This window comes from Thauera linaloolentis 47Lol = DSM 12138 (assembly GCF_000310205.1).
Taxonomy (GTDB): domain Bacteria; phylum Pseudomonadota; class Gammaproteobacteria; order Burkholderiales; family Rhodocyclaceae; genus Thauera; species Thauera linaloolentis.
This window is the reverse complement of the sequence record NZ_AMXE01000011.1, coordinates 1-18,629: the sequence shown is the minus strand read 5'-3', so window position 1 is coordinate 18,629 and position 18,629 is coordinate 1. Positions and strand designations below refer to the sequence as shown.

The following is an 18,629-nucleotide window of genomic DNA, read 5'->3' as shown; positions in this document are numbered from 1 at the left end:
ATGCGGCATACGCCGCCGGCGGGCTATCGGCCCGGATGCTTGCGCGACAGGAGGATCAGGGCGAATGCGCCGGCATTCATCACCAGGGCATAGACGATGCCGGGGGCCGCCATCAGAGGCTGCCGCAACAGGGAAACGGCGACGAAGATCGCCAGGCCGACGTTCTGCAGCCCGCACTCCATCGCCGCCGCCACCGAGTCGCGTCGATGCCCGCCGGCCAGCGCGACGAGCGCGTAGCCGCCCGCCATCGCGAGCAGGTTGAGCAGCATCGCCGCGGGCCCGACCTCGGGCAGGCTCGACACGATGGCCTGCCGGTGCGCGAGAAAGGTCCCCAGCACGATGGCGGCGAAGAACACCAGCGCCACCTGGCCGACGATCCGCTCGGCGCGCCATCCACCACCCCGCCCCGCGCGGTGGCGCACAGCCACGCCGAGCGCGGTGGGCAGCGTGGTGATCGCCAGCACGCTGCCCACCAGCCTCTCCATCGGCAGGGCACCCAGGCGCTGTATGCCGTCGGCGAAGGCGCCGCTCGCCGCATGGCTGAACACCAACTTGAGCAGCAGCGGAAAGGTCGCGATCGCTGCAAGGCTGCTGATCACGGTGACCGTCAGCGAGAGCGCGATGTTGCCGCGCGCGAGCCGGGTCAGGAAGGCCGAGCTCGCCCCGCCGGGACAGGCGGCGAGAATCATCAGCCCGACCGCAAGCTCGCCCGGCAGCCCCGCCAGCCGGGCCACGGCGAACGCCGCCAGCGGCATCAGCACCAGTTGCCCGGCCAGTGCGGCGGCCAGGACCGCCGGGCGCGCGAAGACGTGGCGGAAATCCGCCGCCTCCAGCGAGAGGCCGACCGAGAACATGATGAACGCCAGCGCAGCGGGCAGCAGCACGTCGGCCAGCATGCCGGCGGCGTCCGCTAGAGCAGGTGCGCGGACAGGATGCCGGCAGCCATCGCCAGCCCCAGCCAGCTGCCCTGGCATGCCGTGCCGGCCAGCACGGCATTGAACCCCTGGCCGGAAGCGGCCCGGAAACGGACCGCCAGGCGCGCGAAGGCCGGCATCGCGAGCAGGCCCAGCAGCACGCCGGGGCGGCCGGCAAGCGCGATGGAGCCGAGCAGCGGCAGCGGCAGCAGGACGAGCAACACATAGGCCCGCATGCAGCCGGCGCGACCGAGCAGGGCGGCCAGGGTCCGCCGCCCGCTCAGCAGATCGGTTTCCAGGTCGCGGAAGTTGTTCACCAGCAAGACGGCGGCAAAGGGCGCGCCGACCGCGATCCCCGCCGCCACCCCGAGCGGGGAGAACGCCCGCGCCTGCAGCCAGTGGCTGCCGCACACCGCGAGCACGCCGAAGAAGAACAGCACGAACGACTCTCCAAGCGGCGTGTGCGAAATCGGCCTCGGCCCGCCCGAATAGGCCCAGCCCGCCAGCAAGGAGGCGCAGCCGATGACCAGGATGACGCCGCCGCCCACCGCCACCAGATAGCCGCCGAGGGCGAGCGCGGCGGCGAAGGCGAGAACGGCGCCGCGCTTGACCGCGGCCGGGCTCGCCAACCCGGCGGCAGTCACGCGTAGCGGCCCGACGCGGCGCGGACCGTCCGTGCCGCGTTCGAAATCGGCCGCGTCGTTGTGGAGATTGGTGCCGATCTGGATCAGGAGCGCGCTCGCCAGTGTCGCCAGCAGCACGAGCCAGTCGATCCGTGCGCCATCGGCCACGGCGAGGGCGGTCCCGACCGCCACCGGCGCGATCGCGATGCCGAGCGTGCGCGGCCGGATGGCCGTCCACCAGACGCGGGCGACGCGCATGCCGCGCGACGGCGCGGAACGGCTCAGGGGGAACGTCTCGCGTAGTGTATGCATGCGATGCCGAAAGAAAGGTTTTCCCAGTGGACGGACTGGAAGCCGGTCGCCGACAAGGTCGCGGCCAGGGCCTGCTGATCGGGGAAGCGCCGGATGGATTCGATCAGGTAAGTATAAGCCTCGGGCCTGCCGGCCACGGCGGCGCCGAGCCGGGGGATGACGAGGCGCGAATAGCGGTCGTACACCGGCGCGAGCCACCACGCCGGGCGTGAGAACTCCAGGCAGGCGAAGCAGCCGCCGGGCTTGAGCACGCGGTGGATCTCGGCAAGCGCGGCGCCGATTTCGGTGGTATTGCGCAGGCCGAAGGAAAGGGTCAGGAGGTCCACGCTGGCGGAGGCGAAAGGCAGGCGTTCGGCTTCGCCGGCGCTCCACACGGCGGGGATGCCGCGCCGGCGGCCCACGGACATCATCGCCCACGAGGGATCGCACACGATCACCGTGCGCCCCTCCGCGCACAGCCGCGCGGCCATGTCGCCGGTGCCGCCGGCCAGATCGACGACGATCCCGCGGTAGTCCTCGCAGCGCCTGGCGAGCGTGCGCTTCCACAGGCGGTGGATGCCGAAGCTCATCAGGTCGTTCATCAGGTCGTAGCGCGGCGCGATCGCCTCGAAGACGCCGCGGATGCGCCTGCGCCGCTCGCCGGGGGAAACCGCCGTCCCGCCGAAGCTCGCCGAAGCCGGCGTCTCCGGCGTCATCGCATCAGCTCCTGCGCGACGCCGTGGAAGTCGTCCTTGCCGAATGCGCCGAGCTTGCGCAGGAGCACCCCGCCCTCGCGGTCGATCGCCAGCGTGAACGGAAGCCCGGCGGACGCGTTGCCCAGCGACTGCATCAACCCGATGCCCGTGTCCCGCCCCAGGGCGACCGGATAGCCGATGTCGTAGGCGGCCAGGAACTCCCTCACCGCAACCGGATCGTCGTCGATGGCAATGCCCAGCACGGTGAGCCCCTGCGCGCCGTATTCGGCCTGAAGAGCCGCCAGCTCGGGCATCTCGCTGCGGCACGGCGGGCACCAGCGCGCCCAGAAATTGACCAGCAGCGGCTTGCCCCGGTATTCGGCAAGCGCGGCCGGCCGGCCATCGGTGCCCGTCAGCGCGGCCGCGAACAGCGCATCCGCGTCGGCCGCGGCGGCGGCCGCGCTGCACGCCATGAGCAATGGAAGAAGGAAGCGTCTGGCAAGCCGTTTCACAGTAGGTCCCCCCTGCGGAAGAAATGGTAGCCGAGCAGCGCCGAGCCGATGCCCAGCGCCGCCGGATAGGCGATGGCGAAGACGCGGAAGCCCGCCTCGCCGAAGATGTCGAGAATCACGTAGGCGGCCGGCCCGAGCACGATGAGCTGCGGGTCGAACATGGCGAGCGCGGCCGTGCGGAACACCTGCAGCGGGTTCAGCAGCGCAATCGCCACCGCCAGTTCGGGGTCGATCCTCCCCTGGATCATGACGCCCAGCAGGATCAGGTCGAGAAAGAGCAGCAGCGCGAGCCACACCAGGAAGGCCGCACCCTGGGCCATGTCGGTGCTGCGGGCGACGGACGAGAGCAGCATGCCGATCCCGAGGAAGCACAGTGCCATCACCGCGATCAGCGCAGTGTAGTAGCCGAACATCGCCCACGGGATCTCGATGCCGTCGAACTGCCCCCACAGCACCGCGCCGCCCATGGCGAGGACGACCGGCGCGAAGATCACCGCGTAGCGCCCGATGATCTTGCCCCAGAACCAGGCGCCGAGCGGCACCGGCAGGGCCAGCAGGTACTCGAAGACGCCCGCCTCGCGGTCTCCGGCCACCGAGCGCACCGTGGTGATGAGGACGAAGATCGGCAGGATCGCCATCGTGAGCTGGATGTAAGTGACCAGCAGGCGCGACAGGCCGATGAAGCCCAGCACGCGCGACTCGGTCAGGCCGAAGACGAAGAGCAGCACGATGATGCCGCCGAACACCAGCGTGTAGATCAGGAACCAGCGCGCGCGCAGCGATTCGGCGATGTCGAGCCGGGCGGTGAGGAACAGTTGTTTCATCATCGTCCCCTCGACAGCGTGCGCTGCCGCATCTGCCCGTAATCGACGGCATCCGCCTCGGCCTCGGCCTCGGCCAGCGCGGCGAAGTTGTAGCCCATCGGCGAGCTGCGCGCGACGTAGCGCGCCTGCCGCGGATCGAGCCAGCGCATCGCCTCGCGGCTCGGGCTGGCGAAGTCGGCGACCCACATGCGGGTGTCGGCGGCCGCCATCCACGGATGGGCCTCGGCTTGCTCCTGCAGCCAGAAGACCAGGCAGCCGATGTCGTCGAACTTGAACACGGTGCCGGCGGGGCCGCCGCGCAGTTCGGCGGCGAAGCGGCGGTCGGAGATCACCATCTTGCAGCGGATGCAGGTATCGCGGTCCCAGCGGATCGGGGCCATGCCGTCGGGCCAGCCGCCCTTGCCGCAGGCGGCGAGCAGGCCGGCAAGCGGGCTGAGCAGCAGCGGGGCCACGCCCGCCCGCGCGAGGAAGGCGCGGCGCCGCAGCCGGGGCGCGGCGCCGTGGAGAGAGGAGTGCGCATCGCACATGTCAGTGTTCTCCCAGCGAAAAATGGCTCAACAGGCCGGCGTAGCGCGCCACCGCACCGAGAAAGCGCAGCCGGTCGGGCGCCGCGACCGCGCCCCGCCACACCAGGCGCTCGGCATCGGCGGCGAAGCGCCAGCCGTCGAGCGTCTTGGCGAAGGCCGGCTCGAAGTGCTTCAGCACGATGCGGCAGGCGAGCACGCTGCCCAGCTCGACGCTCCCGGCGAGGGCGTCGTCGAGCACCACGCGCCCCATGTCCATCTCCACCACCCGGTTGACGAGCGACGCCACCTCGTCCAGGCGATGGCTGGAAATGAGCATCGCGGCATGGTCCGCATGCCCGGCGAGCAGTTCGAAGAAGATCTTGCGCGCCTCGGGGTCGAGGTTCGCCGCCGGCTCGTCCATGAACAGCAGCCGCGCATCGCGGCCGAGCGCGAGCGCGATGAGCAGCTTCTGCTTCATGCCGCCGGACAGGCGCACGAACGGCCGCGAGCGGATCGCGTCGACGTGCAGGCCCAGGCGCTCGGCGATATCCTCGATGCGGCCGGGCGCCGTGCCGCACAGGCTGGCGGCGAAGTCGATCAGGCGGCCGACCGGCATCCTGAGCGGCGGCGGCAGCTGCGGCACGAAGCCAATCTGGCCGAGCACGCGCGCGCGTTCCCGGCGCGGATCGAGGCCGTCGATGGTGATCAGGCCGTCATGGACGTATTCGCCGAGCAGGCAGCGGATCAGCGTGGTCTTGCCGGCGCCGTTCGAGCCGATCAGCGCGATGCGCTCGCCGAGCCCGATCTCCAGCGAGATGCCGTCGAGCACGCGCGCGCCGCGAAAGGTTTTCGTGACGTTTTCCAGTCGGATCATGGCTTGCCTCCGGTCATGCCGCGGGGTGGATGGACGGAACGCTCACAGCAGCCTCGACAGCCCTTTGACGTCGTAGCTCAGCGAGCCCGTCGGGCACGCGTCCACGCACAGCCCGCAGCGCGTGCAATCGGGGCCGAGCGGCACCTCGGGCTCGATGGCCCGGCCCTTGATGACGGTGTCGAGCACGTGCGGGACGAGGCAGACCTTGCGGCAGTCGCCTTCGTGGAAGCAGCCTTCGAGCGTGTACTTGATGCGGACGGGCGACAGGATGCCGACGACGCCGTAGGTCAGGCCGATGGGGCAGGCGTAGCGACACCAGGCGCGGCGCGAGAAGAAAATCTCGAACACGAGCAGCGCCGCCACCCACAGGACCGATAGGCCGGCGCCGTAGATCAGCGCGCGGGACAGGATGCCGGTGGGCGAGATCGACTCGAACACGGTATAGCCGGTCAGCACCGCGAGCAGCGCGAACACGATCCAGAACACGGTGCGCAGGCGGCGGTCGATCGGCTGGTCGGTGACGAGCTTCTTCTTCGCCAGGTAGAGGTGCGCCTTCTCCGCCCACTCCGCCAGCAGGTGGTAGGGGCAGACCCAGGAACAGAAGGTGCGCCCGCCGAGCAGCGCCCACAGCATCAGCACCGTGCCGGTGCCGATCAGCAGGTTGGTGATGATGTGCTTGTGCGCCAGCATCACCTGCAGCGCCGAGTTGAGGTCGGCCATGTGGAAGCCGACGAAGCGCGAAGCGGTCAACGCGCCCTCGAGGACCTGGATGTCGAGCCAGTACGAGGCCACAAACAGCAGGTTGGCCAGGATCAGCGTCGCCCAGCGCCGGTTGCGCCATTTATGGCTCGGCTTCTCGTGCGCGCGTTGGTGCTTGAGTTCGGCGATCTCGTCGCGGTTGTTCTTCTTGTAGAAGTGGATCTTCTGCGCCGCGGGAGAAATCTCCGTGGGCTTCGCGGGTTCCTTGCCGAACATCACCTTGATCTGGTCGATGTAGCGGCGTGTCAGCAGCTTGCTCATGATTGCCACACCTCGCGCGGGACGATGGTGATCGAGGCGGCTTCGGTCGGGCAGATCATCTCGCAGACGCCGCAGCCGACGCAGTTCTCGTGCACGACCGGCCGCGCGCGCACCTTGCCGTCGGCGCCGGTGAACTTCTCCAGCGAGATCGCGCCGGCAATCGGGCATTCGCGCATGCACAGGTCGCACAGCGGCAGGTCGTAGGGGTGGTCCGCCACCCGGATGGGGTTCCAGCGGTCCACGGCGGCATAGCGCATCCGGCCCTCGAAGCCGGCGCCGCGCGCCTGGCCCTTGAAACCCTCGCCCCTCATCGCGAGACAGGACTCGGGCCGGGCGAGGCGCGCCACGCCCATGCGCTCGGTGAGGTTGAGCGTGGGCTCGGGGTCGTTCATCTTCGCGATCAGCGTCGGCTTCTGCGGCAGCGCCGCCCCCTCGCGCACCGGCAGGAAGGCGGGCTTGTGGTAGGTCAGCGAGCCGGTCGGACAGGCGAGGACGCACTGCACCGCATCACAGGAAAAATCACAGGCCTGTGCGCGGGCGTCGATGTACGGCGTGCCGACGCCGAAGCCGTCCACCAGATCGGCGAGCTTGATCGCGTCGACCGGGCAGACCTGCACGCACTGCCCGCATTTGATGCAGGACTGCAGGAAGGCCTTTTCATCCAGCGCGCCGGGCGGCCGCAGCCGGCTGGTGCGCGCATAGACCAGCGGCAGATAGCCCGACAGGCCCGCGCCCAGCACACCGCCGGTCAGCAGCAGGGTGCGCAGGGTCTTGCGCCGGCCCTGGCGCTGGCGCTCGCGCGAGACCGGCACGCTTCCCTTGGCGGAAGCGGCGGGCGCGGCGGGCGGTTTTTTCGTTTCACTCATGGGTCCTTCCTTTGATCGGCCGCTCCGGCCTGGCGTACAGGGGCGCTTCGTCCCTGGCCTGGAGGCCCGGGGCCGAGAACGGCGCGAGGCGTTCGAGAAAATCGAGCAGTTCGAGGACGGGCGACGCCTTGAAGAAGCGCGCGTTGGGAATTTCCATCCAGAGCCGGTCGGCATAGGCATAGTCTTCGTGCGGGGTGTCGCCATGGCCGTCGCCGTCGCGGTCGAAGCCCTGGTAGGTATCGAAGTAGTTGCCCACCCACCGGTTCTTCACGCCCCCACCCCGGCCGCCCTGGAACACGTCGGTCAGGTTGCCCTCGAAGGTGTTGCCGAGCAGTTCGTTGCCGCCCAGCTCGCTGGTAAGCTGGATGGCGATGCCGTTGAAAGCGAAGCGGTTGCCGACGAAGCGGATCGTGGTGTCGGGCTGGAAGGGCGAGAGGTCCGAGCCCACGCCGACGGCGCAGTAGATGACCTCGTTGTTCTCGATCAGGATGTCCGAGGACTCCTTGAAGCCCAACCCCATGCCGGTGGCACCGGTGGCGTGGGAGATGACGTTGTTGCGCGCCACGCCGCCCTCCATGTACATGAAGTACACGCCGACCGCGTTGTCGTAGAAGCGGTTGTTCTCGACGACGTTGTCGTTGGCGAACATGAAGTGGATCGAGTAGCGGCTGCGCCGCCCTTCGTTGCCGCGGTAGATGTTGCGGTGCGAATACCACGCCACCATGTCGCGCGTGTCGGTGACGAGGTTGTCCTCGATCAGGTTGTCATTGCTGTACCACAGCCGGATGCCGTCGCCGCGCACGCCGAGCTCGAAATCCTTCGAGCGCACCGTGTTGCCGCGCACGATGTTGCGGTCGGCCTGCTTGAGGTCGATGCCGAACAGGCAGTCGGCAATCTTCAGCTTCTCGATCAGGTTACCGTGGCCGCGGATGTTCAGGCAGGTATCGTCGGAGTCGTGGGATTCGCCCGAGCCGGTGATCGTCAGGTTGCGCAGGACCGCGCCATTGGCCTCGACGACGAACACCGTGCCCTTGTCGCCGCCGTCGATCACGACCTCGCCCTGGCCCTCGATGCTCAGCCGCTTCTTCAGGTGCACCGGGCCGGCGTAGTGTCCGGCGGGCACCGCGAGCACGCTGCCCTCGGGCGCCTTGTCGACGAGTTCCTGGAAGGGCTGCAGGCCGTGGATGCGCTTGGCGCGCAGGTAGAGCGGGATCAGCTCGACGGGCTTGTGCACGTCGACCCTCGGCGCGGTGGAGAAGTCGGCCCCGGCCCCCGGCCCGGCGCCGTGCTCCTCGTCCTCGCCGGCCGCGCGCGCCGTGGCGGCATGCAGCGCCAGGGCCGCCGCCGCGGCGAGCCATGCCAGCCGGCGAAGGGTGCTCACGAACGTGCTCACGGCCATTCATCCTTGCCGGGCATCGCCCCGCGGCAGTTCCTCGCGCAGTTGCTTGCGGCGCAGCAGCAGGGCGAGCATCAGGCACAGGAAGACCACCACCAGCAGGGCGTAGCCCCAGTGCGGATAGGAGAAGGTGGAAAACTGGGCCACCTTGCCCTCGCCGAACACGGTGGGCATGAAGGGCTTGACCGTGAACGCGCCCCACGGGTGCAGGTTGTGGCCGAAGAACCACAGCCAGCCCGAATACTCGATCAGGTAGAACAGCGGCAGCAGCGCGGGGATCAGCGCGAGCAGCAGCTCGAAGGAGCGGAACTTCGCGACGCCCGCGACCACCACCGCCATGGCCGCGATCAGGCCGAAGATGGCGGCCTTGGAGATCATCGCCACATTGCTGCCCCAGGCCGCGATGCGCTCCGGTTCGTTGAAGAAGGTGGCCGACTCCTTGACGTAGTGGTCGACATGGGCGGCGAGCCTGCCCAGCACGAACTGGTCGACGATCATCCACACCGCGAGCGCGCCGAAGCCCAGGCCGAGGATACCGAGTCGGGCCTTCCGGTTGCGCACCGCGAACCCGGCCAGCATCACCGCGAAGAAGCCGATGAAGAACTTCGAAAGCCGGGTCTCGACGGGGCCGCCGGTGGCGATCGGGTACATGCCGACGTAGTGGTTGATCGTGTTCATCTCGTGAACGCAATCAAGCGCCGTCGCCTTGCCCGTCAGCGTGGTCTGCTCGGAGAGGATGGGGTTGTAGCGCCCCGTGCCCTCGCCCATGTCCTCGGCCATGGTCTCGGCGGCCAGGCGGGAGGTCTTGGGCGGCGTGGTGCAGCCATTGTGTACGCCGTCGAAATGGAAGTGGATGCGGATGCCGTCCGGGAAGGCATCCTCGGGGTAGTTCGGCGCGGTGAGCGAAACCCACCAGATCGGCGCGAAGTAGGCGGCGACCATCGCCACGAGGGCCACCAGCACAAGGCTTGCAATCAGGCCGTTCTTGCTTTGTGTTGCGGACATTCTGAGCTCCGGTCGCAAGGAGGGGGTGGGACGGCCCGGGTCCATCCACGGACCCGGGCTGGGCGTGACTGCGGGCGGCCTACTTCTTGCCGTCGCCGCACATCGCGCCCGGCATCTTCAGGCTCGCCTGGTAGGCCGAAATGGCCACCAGCTGATCGTCGGTATAGGGCTTGATCACCTTGACCATGTCGGGATTGGCATTGCGGCGGTGCCCGTCGCGGATCTCGGTCATCTGGCGCAGCAGGTACTTGTAGTGCTGGCCGGCGATGACCGGATAGAACTTGGACTTGTCGCCCTCGCCGCTTCCGCCATGGCATTCCTTGCACTGCTTCTCGTACAGGTCCTTGCCCTTGGCGACCTGCAGCGCGGCATCCGCGCCTTCGTACTTGCCGTGGTCGGTCGGAATGCACAGGTTCTCGATGTAGGCGGAGACGTCGGCCAGCTCCTGCGGGTCGATCAGCGTCGCGGCGAACGGGTACATCGTCGGGTTGTCGCGCAGGCCAGCGCGGATGTCGGCCATCTGCTTGATCAGCACGGTCGTGTGCTGGCCGGCGAGCTGCGGGAAGGTGCCGTCCGGACGTCCGGCGCCGGAAGGCAGGTGACAGGCGCCGCAGACCTCGTAGGCTTCCTCGCCGCGCGTGACGTCGCCCTTGAGCTTCAGCGCCTCGATCTTCTCGCCCTCCTGGGCGTTCCAGACGTAGCCCTGGCCCTCGATGCCTTCCTTCTTCGGCGCGGGCGGCCCGGCGAAGGCGACGCTTGCGGAGAGAACGGCGGCGAGCAGAATTCTTGTCTTCATGATTCGATCCTCTTCTGGTGCAGGGCGGCGGGAGCGCCCCGCCGGATGATTCGCCCTGGCGCGTTGCGGCTCGCGACGCGCCAGGGCCGGGTTTACTTCAGGCTTTCGAGCCAGGTCGCGATCGCCTTGATCTCCTCGTCGTTGACGAGATGCATGACGCCCTTCATCGCTGCGGTCTGGCCGTTGTCGCGCGCGCCGCTCTTGATGTCCTTCATCTGCTGCTCGGCGTAGGCCGCGTTCTGGCCGGCGAGCCTGGGATAGCTCGGCAGCAGCGCCTTCCTGGCATCGGCGCCGTGGCAGGCGTTACAGGTCTTTTCCATGTACAGCTTCGCGCCATCCGGAGCGGCAAGCGCCGGCGCGGATGCAACGGCCGCGAGCAGCAGGGCAACGATCGGTTTCATCGGGATTCATTCCTTGTCAGGTGCCGGGGCGGGGGCCGCTGGCCGCCCTCCCCGGCTGGAGCCGCCCGGGCGCCCGGCCCGGGGGGGCGTGGATCACTTGGCGCCTTTCTGCTCCAGGAAGGTCTTGGCGCGCAGGCCGATATCGGCCGCCTTGACCTGGTATTGCCATACCTGCTCGGCCCACAGGTTCGCCTGCTCCCAGTCCTGCCGGGCGGCGGCGGCCTCGTGCTTGGCCTTGGCGTCGGCGGTCTTGCCGAGCTGGTCGGTGGCGTCTTCCATCAGCGCCGCCACTTCCGGGTAGGCCTTGTAGTTGACCGAGGTGATGTAGCCGACGACCTGGTCGATGACCGCCTGCGTATCCACGACCTTCTTCAAGGTGTTCTTGTAGTCGGTCTCGGTGTAGTTGGCGGCGGCCAGCGTGGCGGTCGCGGACGGCTTCCAGCCCTTCGGCTTGACCAGCAGGTAGCCCTGCATCTCGAGGTGGAGCGCGGAGCAGAACTCGGTGCAGTAGTACGGATACACGCCTTCCTTGTCGGCGGTGAACTTGACCGAGACGGTCTTGCCCGGCTCGACCGACGCATGCACGTTGTAGGTCGACACGGTGAAGCCGTGGGTCTCGTCCTGGGCGCGCTCGAGGTTCGTGAGGAATATCGTGACCTCGTCGCCCTGCTCGACCTCGATGGTTTCGGGCGTGATGTGCGAGCGGATCAGCGTGCCGTACACCTCGACCTTGTTGCCGTTGCGGACGACCTTCTCCTCGCCTGCGCGGACCTTGCCTGGGTGCTGCTCGTCGGTGCGGCTGTTGGTGCCGACCTTGTAGCGCACGGCGGGCTTGAGCTTGCTGGCGTCGATCCCGACCACGTAGTGCGGCTCGCCGAGCGGCAGCGGCATGTCATAGAGCAGCTGCATCTTGTCGTTGCTGATGTCGATGAGCTGGTGGTTCTGCGGGTGCAGCGGGCCGACCGGGTTGAAGCGGTCGATCGACAGCTTGTTGAGCGCCACCAGGTACTTGCCCTTCGGCTTGGTCGTATCGCCCTCCATCGTCATCAGGTGGCCGATGTTGTAGTGGATGGCCAGCTTGTCCAGCAGCTTGCCTTCGCAGAAGTTCCACTTCGCCACCATGCTGTCCACGTAGAGCGAGGTGTAGGCGATGCACTGCTTCGAGTCGAACTGGGTATGCAGGGGGCCGAGGCCCAGTTGCACCTGGGTATGCAGCGCATCCTTCATGCCGATGACGGGAATGCCGTACGGATCCTTGGACTCGAAGCGCTGCGCCTTGACCGCCGCCATGATCTTGTCGAAGGAATACACCGACACGTGGGTATCGAGCTTGCCGGCCACCACGATGTACTTGCCGTCCGGCGTGACGTCGACGCCGTGCGGGCTCTTCGGCTCGGGAATCAGGAACAGGATGCCTTCGCGGATCGCCACTTCCATCGGGATCACCCGGTGGTCGTTGATGACCTTGACGTTCTTGTCGTCCTTTGCGATCTCCGCGGCCTTCCGCCAGTTGATCACGTGCATGTAGTCGGTGTCCTTGGCGGAGCAGCCGGCCTCATACGGCGGGCGCCCCTTCTCGATCCCGCCCACATAGCGTTCGGTGCAGAAGCTGTTGGTGAAGGACCAGCCGTCCGAGCCCAGCTTGCCGGCGTCGGAAAGGTCCTGCGAATACGGCGGAAGCTCGAGCGAGAACGACTGGTCGGCCTTCAACAGGCCCGCTTCGCGGTCGAACTTCCAGTAGGTGATCGCGCCGCGGTATTTCTCGTTGAACTCTTCGAGCGGGTGGAACTTCTGGTTCTCCAGCGGCGAGGCGTACTGCGAAGCCTCGATGACGTACTCGGTGTTCGGCGTGACGAAGGCGCCGCCGTGCTCCGACTTCATGATCGGGTTGACGACGATCTGCTTGGTCTCGAAATCGCGCAGATCGAGCACCGCCAGGCGCGGGTTCGACTTGTCGTTGATGAACAGGAACTGGCCGTCGTATTCGCCATTGGTCTCGGAAATCGCCGGGTGGTGGGTATCGCCCCACGTGATGTCCTTGCCGTCGATACGGCCGCCGGCGAGCACCTTCTTGGATTCCTCGTCATAGCCATAGCCCTGCCACGGCTCCGGAGTGAATACGCCGATGTATTTCAGGATCCGCATCGACGGGACGCCATACACCAGCATCTGCCCCGACTGGCCGCCCGAGCTGAAGGCGAGGAATTCATCCCGCCCCCCGCTGGGCGTATAAGTCTTCGCCGCAGCGAGCAGATCCTGCTGGGTCAGATTGCGCCGTTTCACGACATCCTGCAGAGATTCCGCGGCACATGCCGCGCCCGCCCCGATCACCGTCGCCAGCAACGTCGCCGTTGCCTTGATCGCCAGGCCTTTCATATCGATTCTCCTAAAAGAAGAGCTGCATTCATTTTCTTCCGTCGCCCTTTCCTGCAATGCAAACACCATTACCCGGTGTTCTCGAGGTGAATTCTGCGCCGCGCGCCAGGCAATGGACAGGTGACGAATCCTGATATCGACGACCGGAATAAGGGAGAGGCGGGATAGGAATAATCCTATGGCGCGTTCGGACATTCGGGCCGGCCGCCGGCCCTATTGCATTCGCGCCGATCGGTCAATGCACGGGCGGCCGGACTCATTCACCGCTTTGAAAAACGTGGGAAATGACGATGCGGCGGTCCCCGCCATGGAGAACGAACGTCGCGCGCCATTCCATCGGGCCGCTGATGCATGCCGGCAGCACCACCTCTGCGGCATGGCTTCCGTCGCCGGCGACGGCGAGCACCGTGCGGTTGAAGCCCATGTCCATGGTGGTGCCGGAGAAATCGATCTCGACCTTGCGCACGGACAGGCCTTTCGCCATCACGCGGGCGCGGAAAGGGCGCGCGGACGGAATGGGGCGGGGCTCGAACCGGACCTCGACCGCCCCCGGCGCCACCTCGGTGACGCAGGCGCTGCGCTGCAGGTCGCACCCCGGTTCCGGCGCCACGACGAGATCGGGCCGCGGAAACAGCACCGGCCCGAGCCAGAAATGGCATGCCCCCGCGGCAATCATTGCCGACACCGCGGCAAGGCCCCATCGCATGCGCTTCATGCCCGCCTTGCGCATGGCGCCCCGCCCTCGCCCATCCTCCATGTCCACTCCGCCGCCGCGCCGGAATGCATCGGCATTTCCATGCCGATGATATTCGGGCGCGAAATTATTCACGCGCGTCATCAGTCGATAATTCCCGCCGGCTTATTGTGCCCACGCGCGGCGGCGGCCGTCAGGTCATGATGGCTGAAAATGGTCCGTCAAATAATCCTGGACGGCCTAGGAATATTCCTAAGCGCGCGCCGCGAGCCGCGGAATTCCTTGCGCGGCGGGCTACATCATGAATTGCTTGTATTTGACGATTAACACGAAGGAGCGCAAAGTCCGCCTGGCCATTTCGCGCCGTGACGACGAGAACCGCCCGCAAAAGCATTGCATGGACAATTTCCACCCTCCCGCCGTATTCAAAGGGGTCGTGCTGATCACGGTCGTGTGGACCGTCCTCGTTCTCGCCTCGCTGATTACCCAGCGCGAACAACTTAATCGCACCGCGGCCGAGCTGGCGCGCATTGCGGCCATTGCCAGCCTGAAAAAGGACATGACGATTCGCGAATGGGCCTCGTCGGTCGAGGGCGTCTTCATCCGCGAGAAATACGTCCCCACGCTCAATTCGCTCGATCACGAACAGCGCGTCACCGCCGTCACCCGGCTCAATGAACCGCTCGACCTGGTCCTGGTCACGCCGATGCACCTGCTGCTGGCGATCCACGACATGTCCAACCAGAAATCGGGGCTCAACGAGCGCCTCACCTCCAGGCAGTTGCACAACCGCGACAACATCGCCGACGAATGGGAAAGCAAGGCCCTCGAGGAACTGGAGAAAGGGGCATCCATCATCACCGAGACCCTGCCGCGGCGCGGCGGACACGGGCTGATGCGGGTCATGATCCCGATGCGGATGGAAGAAGAATGCCTGGAGTGCCATCGTGACACCCTGATTCCGGTCGGCGGGCTGCGCGGCGGCGCCAGCATCTCCATCGATCTCAACAGCTACCGCGCGGCGCAGGAACCGGCCTGGCGCTCGATTCAGTACTGGCACGGGATCATCTGGCTGCTCGGCCTGTCCATCATCGCCCTGCTCTATCGCACCTCCCGCCGCCGCGCATGGGAACTGTTCCGCCAGGACCAGGAGCGGCGCGAGAACGAGATGGCCTTCGCCGCGATGGCCGAAGGCGCGGTCATCACCAACCCGGACGGGACGATCCTGTGGGTCAACGATGCCTTCTGCGACATCACCGGCTACCGGCGCGACGAAGTCATCGGCGCCAACCCGCGGATGCTCAAGTCGGGCATGCACGACGACGCCTTCTACGCCCGGCTGTGGGAACAGCTGCGCCGCGACGGCCATTGGCGCGGCGAGATCTGGAACAGGCGCAAGACCGGCGAAGCCTATCCCGAGGAAATCTCCATCCAGGCGCTGCGGCTGGCCGACGGCAGCACCCGGCGCTACATCTCGATCTTCTCGGACATCTCCCTGCGCAAACGGAACGAGCGCGAGCTTGCGGACCACCGCGAACACCTCGAGGAACTCGTGCGGCAGCGGACCGGGGAGCTCACCGTCGCGCGCGACCAGGCGGAAGCGGCCAACCGCAGCAAGTCCACCTTCCTCGCCAACATGAGCCACGAACTGCGCACGCCGCTCAACGCGGTGATCGGCTTCTCCAAGCTCATGGAAAAGGACGTCTCGCTCTCGCCGGACAACCGGCGCACGCTGGCCATCATCAACCACTCAGGACAGCATCTGCTCACGCTGATCAACGACATCCTGGAGCTCTCCAAGATCGAGTCGGGCAAGATGACGATGCGCCAGGAGGAAGTCGACCTGTTCGAGCTACTGAAACAGGTCACCGAGATGATGCGCCTGCGCGCCGAGGAACAGGGGCTGCGCCTGCACCTGGCCGCCGAGTCCCTTCCCTCGCGGGTGATGATCGACCCCGGCATGCTGCGCCAGGTGCTGCTCAACCTGCTGTCGAACGCGGTCAAGTTCACCGAGCGCGGCACGATCACCCTGCGCGCCAGCGCGCGCACCGTCTCGGACGTGTCGCAGCAGCTTCGCTTCAGCGTCCGCGACACCGGCATCGGCATCCGGCCGGACGACCAGCAGCGCATCTTCTCGTCCTTCGAGCAGGTCGGCTCCGTCCATCGCGCCGGCACCGGCCTGGGGCTGACCATCAGCCGGCGCTACGTGCGCATGATGGGCGGCGAGCTGGCGGTGGATTCCCGCCTCGGCGAAGGCGCCGAATTCCACTTCACGATCACCGTCCCGGTGGCCGACGGCGCGCAGCCGCGAGGCGCCGAAGCACCGCCGCCGGCGGGCGGCCCCGGACGCGCGGCCTCGGTCCTGGTGGTGGACGACAATCCGGAAGGGCGGATGCTCGCACACGCGATCCTCGAACCGGTCGGCTTCGGCGTCGACGAGGCCGCCACCCTCGAACAGGCCTGGTCGGCGGTGGACAGCCGCGCCTTCGACCTCGTCCTGCTCGACTGGTACTTGCCCGACGGCGAAGGCATCGAGCTCCTCCGGCGCGCCGCGGTGCTCGGCGCGCGGCGCCCCGCGATCATCATGCTGACCGCGAACGCGCTGGCCGAAAGCCGGGCCGCATCGCTCGAAGCGGGCGCCGACGCCTTCCTCAGCAAGCCTTTCGACGAAACCGAACTGCTGCACCTGATCGACAGCGTCCTCGCGCGCCGGCAGCCCGACTGTAGCACGCCGCCCCGCACCGCGCCGCAGGACGCGGGGGCGCTGCTCGAGGCATTGCCGCCCGCGGAGCGCGACAGGCTCGTCAACGCCGCGATCTCGCTGAACCGCGAGGAGATCGGCGCGGCGATCGAGGCCGCCGTGGAACGCGTCCCCGAACTCGCCGGCGTGCTGCTCCCGCTGTCCACCGAATGCCGCTACCGGCAGCTCTGGGAATTGCTGGACCTGGAAGGGAACCAATCATGACGGCAACGGCGGCGACACCTCTGGGCCAGGCCGAAATCCTCATCGTCGACGACACGGTGGGCTCGCTCAACCTCCTGGGCGACCTGCTGTCGGGCGCGGGCTACCGGGTGCGCGCGGCGCAGGACGGGCGCATGGCGCTGCGTTCGGCGCGCGCGCGCGCGCCCGAGCTGATCCTGCTCGACGTGCGCATGCCGGGCATGGACGGCTACGAACTCTGCCGCCTGCTCAAGCAGGACCCGCAGACGCGCGACATCCCCGTCATCTTCCTGTCCGCGCTGCACGAGACGGGAGACATGGTGAAGGGCTTCTCGCTCGGCGCGGTGGACTACGTCGCCAAGCCCTTCCAGCCCGAGGAAGTGCTCGCCCGCGTGCGCACCCACATCGAACTGTTCCGCCTGCAGACCCGGCTCGAGGAGCGGGTCGACGAGCGCACCGAGCAACTGCGCCGCTCCGAATGCGCGCTGAGGCATTCGCAGGAGCGCCTGCGCGAACTCACCCGCTTCCTGCAGGACGTGCGCGAAGGCGAGCGCACCTCGATCGCGCGCGAACTGCACGACGAACTCGGGCAGGCCCTGACGGCCCTGCGCATCGACCTCGCCTGGCTCCGCAAGAAATGCGGCGAGGCCGGGGGGCTCTGCAACGAACGGATCGGCGCCGCGCACGCGCTGGTCGAACGCACCATCGAATCCCTGCGCCGCATCTCCGAGGGCCTGCGCCCCGGCATGCTCGACGTCCTCGGGCTGAACGCGGCGCTCGAGCACCTGGCCCGGCAGTTCGAGGAACGCTGGGCCATCGCCTGCACCTTCCAGGCCGACCGCGACGAATACGACCTCGACGCGAACCAGTCGATCGCCGTGTTCCGCTTCGTGCAGGAGGCGCTGACCAACGTCTCCCGCCATGCCGGGGCGAGCCATGTCGAGATCCGGCTCGAGGAAGCGGAGGGGCGGCTGCACCTCCTGGTGCAGGACGACGGCAGCGGCTTCGACCACCGTGCGCCGAGAAGGGGGTTTGGCCTCCTCGGCATGTCCGAGCGGGTCAGCATGCTGGGCGGGGACATGAACGTCGACGGCAGCCACGGCACCCGCATTTCCGCCACCCTGCCCCTGACCACTGGAGGCACACGATGATCCGCATACTCATCGCCGACGACCACGACATCCTGCGCGCGGGGCTCAAGCACATCCTCAGCGACTCGCCCGACATCATCGTCGGCGGCGAGGCCAGCGACGGCGCCGAGGCGATGGTCGCGCTGCGCAGCGGCGAGTGGGACGCCGCCGTGCTCGACCTCAACATGCCCGGCCGCAACGGCCTCGAACTCATCAAGCAGGTCAAGGACGAATTCCCGCGCCTGCCCATCCTGATCCTGAGCATGTACAAGGAAGACATCTATGCGGTACGCGCCCTGAAAGCCGGCGCATCCGGCTACCTGTGCAAGGACAACGCCGAATCGCTGCTTGCCGAAGCCATCCGCAAGATCGTCGGCGGCGGGCTGTTCATCAAGCAGAGCGTGGCCGAGAACCTGACCCGCGACATCCTCCAGGGGCGCCATACGCAACTGCCGCACAACCGCCTCACCGACAGGAACTACCAGATCTTCCTCATGCTCGTGCAAGGCCTGGGCGTCTCCGAGATCGCGCGGCGGCTCAACCTCAGCGTGAAGACCGTCAGCACCCACAAGGCCAACATCCAGGCGAAGATGGGCCTCGGCAACACGGCGGAGCTGGTCCGCTACGCCGTCCAGCATCACCTGATCACCGACGCGCCGCTGCCCGGCTGACGAGTCGCCGAAACACCCGCGCCACGCGCGCGGCATCAAGGCCGCGCCGCACCTCCCGCCGCCGCGCGGCGCGGCAGCAGCGCCAGCCAGGCGC

At 67.6% G+C, this 18,629-nt stretch carries 18 protein-coding genes; 3 read left to right on the top strand and 15 right to left on the bottom strand.

Features of this window, described 5'->3' with window-relative positions:
- Nucleotides 1–23: 23 nt before the first annotated feature.
- From C666_RS05135 to C666_RS05065, 15 genes are all read right to left on the bottom strand, one after another.
- Nucleotides 24–896, bottom strand: a complete 873-nt coding sequence (locus C666_RS05135) for a bile acid:sodium symporter family protein (protein WP_004334759.1) — start codon at nucleotides 894–896, stop codon at nucleotides 24–26.
- Between the two features lie 14 nt (nucleotides 897–910).
- Nucleotides 911–1,849 (bottom strand): 1,4-dihydroxy-2-naphthoate octaprenyltransferase, encoded by a 939-nt coding sequence (gene menA / locus C666_RS05130; RefSeq protein WP_154666234.1) that lies wholly within the window; start codon nucleotides 1,847–1,849, stop codon nucleotides 911–913.
- Nucleotides 1,819–2,544: a class I SAM-dependent methyltransferase gene (locus C666_RS05125; RefSeq protein WP_004334756.1), complete on the bottom strand. Its 726-nt coding sequence runs from the start codon at nucleotides 2,542–2,544 to the stop codon at nucleotides 1,819–1,821. Before C666_RS05125 ends, menA begins: the two co-directional genes overlap by 31 nt.
- A complete protein-coding gene (locus C666_RS05120; RefSeq protein ID WP_245603950.1) occupies nucleotides 2,541–3,035 on the bottom strand; it encodes a TlpA disulfide reductase family protein in 495 nt (164 codons plus the stop codon). Before C666_RS05120 ends, C666_RS05125 begins: the two co-directional genes overlap by 4 nt.
- Nucleotides 3,032–3,862: an ABC transporter permease gene (locus C666_RS05115; RefSeq protein WP_245603949.1), complete on the bottom strand. Its 831-nt coding sequence runs from the start codon at nucleotides 3,860–3,862 to the stop codon at nucleotides 3,032–3,034. Before C666_RS05115 ends, C666_RS05120 begins: the two co-directional genes overlap by 4 nt.
- Nucleotides 3,859–4,386: a nitrous oxide reductase accessory protein NosL gene (locus C666_RS05110; protein WP_004334748.1), complete on the bottom strand. Its 528-nt coding sequence runs from the start codon at nucleotides 4,384–4,386 to the stop codon at nucleotides 3,859–3,861. The genes C666_RS05115 and C666_RS05110 overlap by 4 nt, the downstream gene beginning before the upstream one ends.
- A 1-nt stretch (nucleotide 4,387) precedes the next feature.
- Nucleotides 4,388–5,239 carry an ABC transporter ATP-binding protein gene (locus tag C666_RS05105; RefSeq protein WP_004334745.1) on the bottom strand — a complete coding sequence of 284 codons (852 nt, stop codon included), beginning with the start codon at nucleotides 5,237–5,239 and terminating at the stop codon, nucleotides 4,388–4,390.
- Nucleotides 5,240–5,281: 42 nt separating this feature from the next.
- The gene (locus C666_RS05100; protein ID WP_004334743.1) at nucleotides 5,282–6,259 is read right to left on the bottom strand and encodes a NapH/MauN family ferredoxin-type protein; all 978 of its coding nucleotides are present in this window, start codon (nucleotides 6,257–6,259) and stop codon (nucleotides 5,282–5,284) included.
- Complete coding sequence (locus C666_RS05095) at nucleotides 6,256–7,125, bottom strand: 4Fe-4S dicluster domain-containing protein (RefSeq protein WP_004334740.1); 870 nt, start codon at nucleotides 7,123–7,125, stop codon at nucleotides 6,256–6,258. The genes C666_RS05100 and C666_RS05095 overlap by 4 nt, the downstream gene beginning before the upstream one ends.
- Nucleotides 7,118–8,524: a nitrous oxide reductase family maturation protein NosD gene (gene nosD, locus C666_RS05090; RefSeq protein WP_004334738.1), complete on the bottom strand. Its 1,407-nt coding sequence runs from the start codon at nucleotides 8,522–8,524 to the stop codon at nucleotides 7,118–7,120. Before nosD ends, C666_RS05095 begins: the two co-directional genes overlap by 8 nt.
- On the bottom strand, nucleotides 8,525–9,526 hold the full coding sequence (locus C666_RS05085; RefSeq protein ID WP_004334737.1) for a hypothetical protein: 1,002 nt from the start codon (nucleotides 9,524–9,526) through the stop codon (nucleotides 8,525–8,527).
- Nucleotides 9,527–9,605: 79 nt separating this feature from the next.
- The gene (locus tag C666_RS05080) at nucleotides 9,606–10,322 is read right to left on the bottom strand and encodes a c-type cytochrome (protein ID WP_004334735.1); all 717 of its coding nucleotides are present in this window, start codon (nucleotides 10,320–10,322) and stop codon (nucleotides 9,606–9,608) included.
- A 92-nt stretch (nucleotides 10,323–10,414) separates the two neighbouring features.
- Nucleotides 10,415–10,723: a c-type cytochrome gene (locus tag C666_RS05075; protein WP_004334733.1), complete on the bottom strand. Its 309-nt coding sequence runs from the start codon at nucleotides 10,721–10,723 to the stop codon at nucleotides 10,415–10,417.
- 93 nt (nucleotides 10,724–10,816) lie between these two features.
- Nucleotides 10,817–13,099, bottom strand: a complete 2,283-nt coding sequence (nosZ, locus tag C666_RS05070) for a Sec-dependent nitrous-oxide reductase (protein WP_004334732.1) — start codon at nucleotides 13,097–13,099, stop codon at nucleotides 10,817–10,819.
- A 256-nt stretch (nucleotides 13,100–13,355) separates the two neighbouring features.
- Nucleotides 13,356–13,814 carry a hypothetical protein gene (locus C666_RS05065; RefSeq protein WP_154666233.1) on the bottom strand — a complete coding sequence of 153 codons (459 nt, stop codon included), beginning with the start codon at nucleotides 13,812–13,814 and terminating at the stop codon, nucleotides 13,356–13,358.
- A gap of 376 nt (nucleotides 13,815–14,190) precedes the next feature.
- Between C666_RS05065 and C666_RS05060 the strand changes: the two genes are divergently transcribed.
- Genes C666_RS05060 through C666_RS05050 form a run of 3 tightly spaced genes read left to right on the top strand, consistent with a single transcriptional unit; the run spans nucleotide 14,191 to nucleotide 18,535 of the window.
- On the top strand, nucleotides 14,191–16,758 hold the full coding sequence (locus C666_RS05060; protein WP_004334726.1) for an ATP-binding protein: 2,568 nt from the start codon (nucleotides 14,191–14,193) through the stop codon (nucleotides 16,756–16,758).
- On the top strand, nucleotides 16,755–17,885 hold the full coding sequence (locus C666_RS05055; protein WP_004334723.1) for an ATP-binding response regulator: 1,131 nt from the start codon (nucleotides 16,755–16,757) through the stop codon (nucleotides 17,883–17,885). The genes C666_RS05060 and C666_RS05055 overlap by 4 nt, the downstream gene beginning before the upstream one ends.
- Nucleotides 17,882–18,535: a response regulator gene (locus C666_RS05050; RefSeq protein WP_004334721.1), complete on the top strand. Its 654-nt coding sequence runs from the start codon at nucleotides 17,882–17,884 to the stop codon at nucleotides 18,533–18,535. The genes C666_RS05055 and C666_RS05050 overlap by 4 nt, the downstream gene beginning before the upstream one ends.
- Nucleotides 18,536–18,629: the final 94 nt, after the last annotated feature.

Excerpts from the sequence above, each read along its gene's own strand:
- C666_RS05060 (WP_004334726.1), top strand. The coding sequence starts at position 14,191 with ATGGACAATTTCCACCCTCCCGCCGTATTCAAAGGGGTCGTGCTGATC.
- C666_RS05135 (WP_004334759.1), bottom strand. The coding sequence starts at position 896 with ATGCTGGCCGACGTGCTGCTGCCCGCTGCGCTGGCGTTCATCATGTTC.
- nosD (WP_004334738.1), bottom strand. The coding sequence starts at position 8,524 with ATGGCCGTGAGCACGTTCGTGAGCACCCTTCGCCGGCTGGCATGGCTC.
- C666_RS05110 (WP_004334748.1), bottom strand. The coding sequence starts at position 4,386 with ATGTGCGATGCGCACTCCTCTCTCCACGGCGCCGCGCCCCGGCTGCGG.
- nosZ (WP_004334732.1), bottom strand. The coding sequence starts at position 13,099 with ATGAAAGGCCTGGCGATCAAGGCAACGGCGACGTTGCTGGCGACGGTG.
- C666_RS05065 (WP_154666233.1), bottom strand. The coding sequence starts at position 13,814 with ATGAAGCGCATGCGATGGGGCCTTGCCGCGGTGTCGGCAATGATTGCC.
- C666_RS05080 (WP_004334735.1), bottom strand. The coding sequence starts at position 10,322 with ATGAAGACAAGAATTCTGCTCGCCGCCGTTCTCTCCGCAAGCGTCGCC.
- C666_RS05050 (WP_004334721.1), top strand. The coding sequence starts at position 17,882 with ATGATCCGCATACTCATCGCCGACGACCACGACATCCTGCGCGCGGGG.
- C666_RS05125 (WP_004334756.1), bottom strand. The coding sequence starts at position 2,544 with ATGACGCCGGAGACGCCGGCTTCGGCGAGCTTCGGCGGGACGGCGGTT.
- menA (WP_154666234.1), bottom strand. The coding sequence starts at position 1,849 with ATGCATACACTACGCGAGACGTTCCCCCTGAGCCGTTCCGCGCCGTCG.
- C666_RS05085 (WP_004334737.1), bottom strand. The coding sequence starts at position 9,526 with ATGTCCGCAACACAAAGCAAGAACGGCCTGATTGCAAGCCTTGTGCTG.
- C666_RS05075 (WP_004334733.1), bottom strand. The coding sequence starts at position 10,723 with ATGAAACCGATCGTTGCCCTGCTGCTCGCGGCCGTTGCATCCGCGCCG.
- C666_RS05100 (WP_004334743.1), bottom strand. The coding sequence starts at position 6,259 with ATGAGCAAGCTGCTGACACGCCGCTACATCGACCAGATCAAGGTGATG.
- C666_RS05095 (WP_004334740.1), bottom strand. The coding sequence starts at position 7,125 with ATGAGTGAAACGAAAAAACCGCCCGCCGCGCCCGCCGCTTCCGCCAAG.
- C666_RS05055 (WP_004334723.1), top strand. The coding sequence starts at position 16,755 with ATGACGGCAACGGCGGCGACACCTCTGGGCCAGGCCGAAATCCTCATC.
- C666_RS05115 (WP_245603949.1), bottom strand. The coding sequence starts at position 3,862 with ATGATGAAACAACTGTTCCTCACCGCCCGGCTCGACATCGCCGAATCG.
- C666_RS05105 (WP_004334745.1), bottom strand. The coding sequence starts at position 5,239 with ATGATCCGACTGGAAAACGTCACGAAAACCTTTCGCGGCGCGCGCGTG.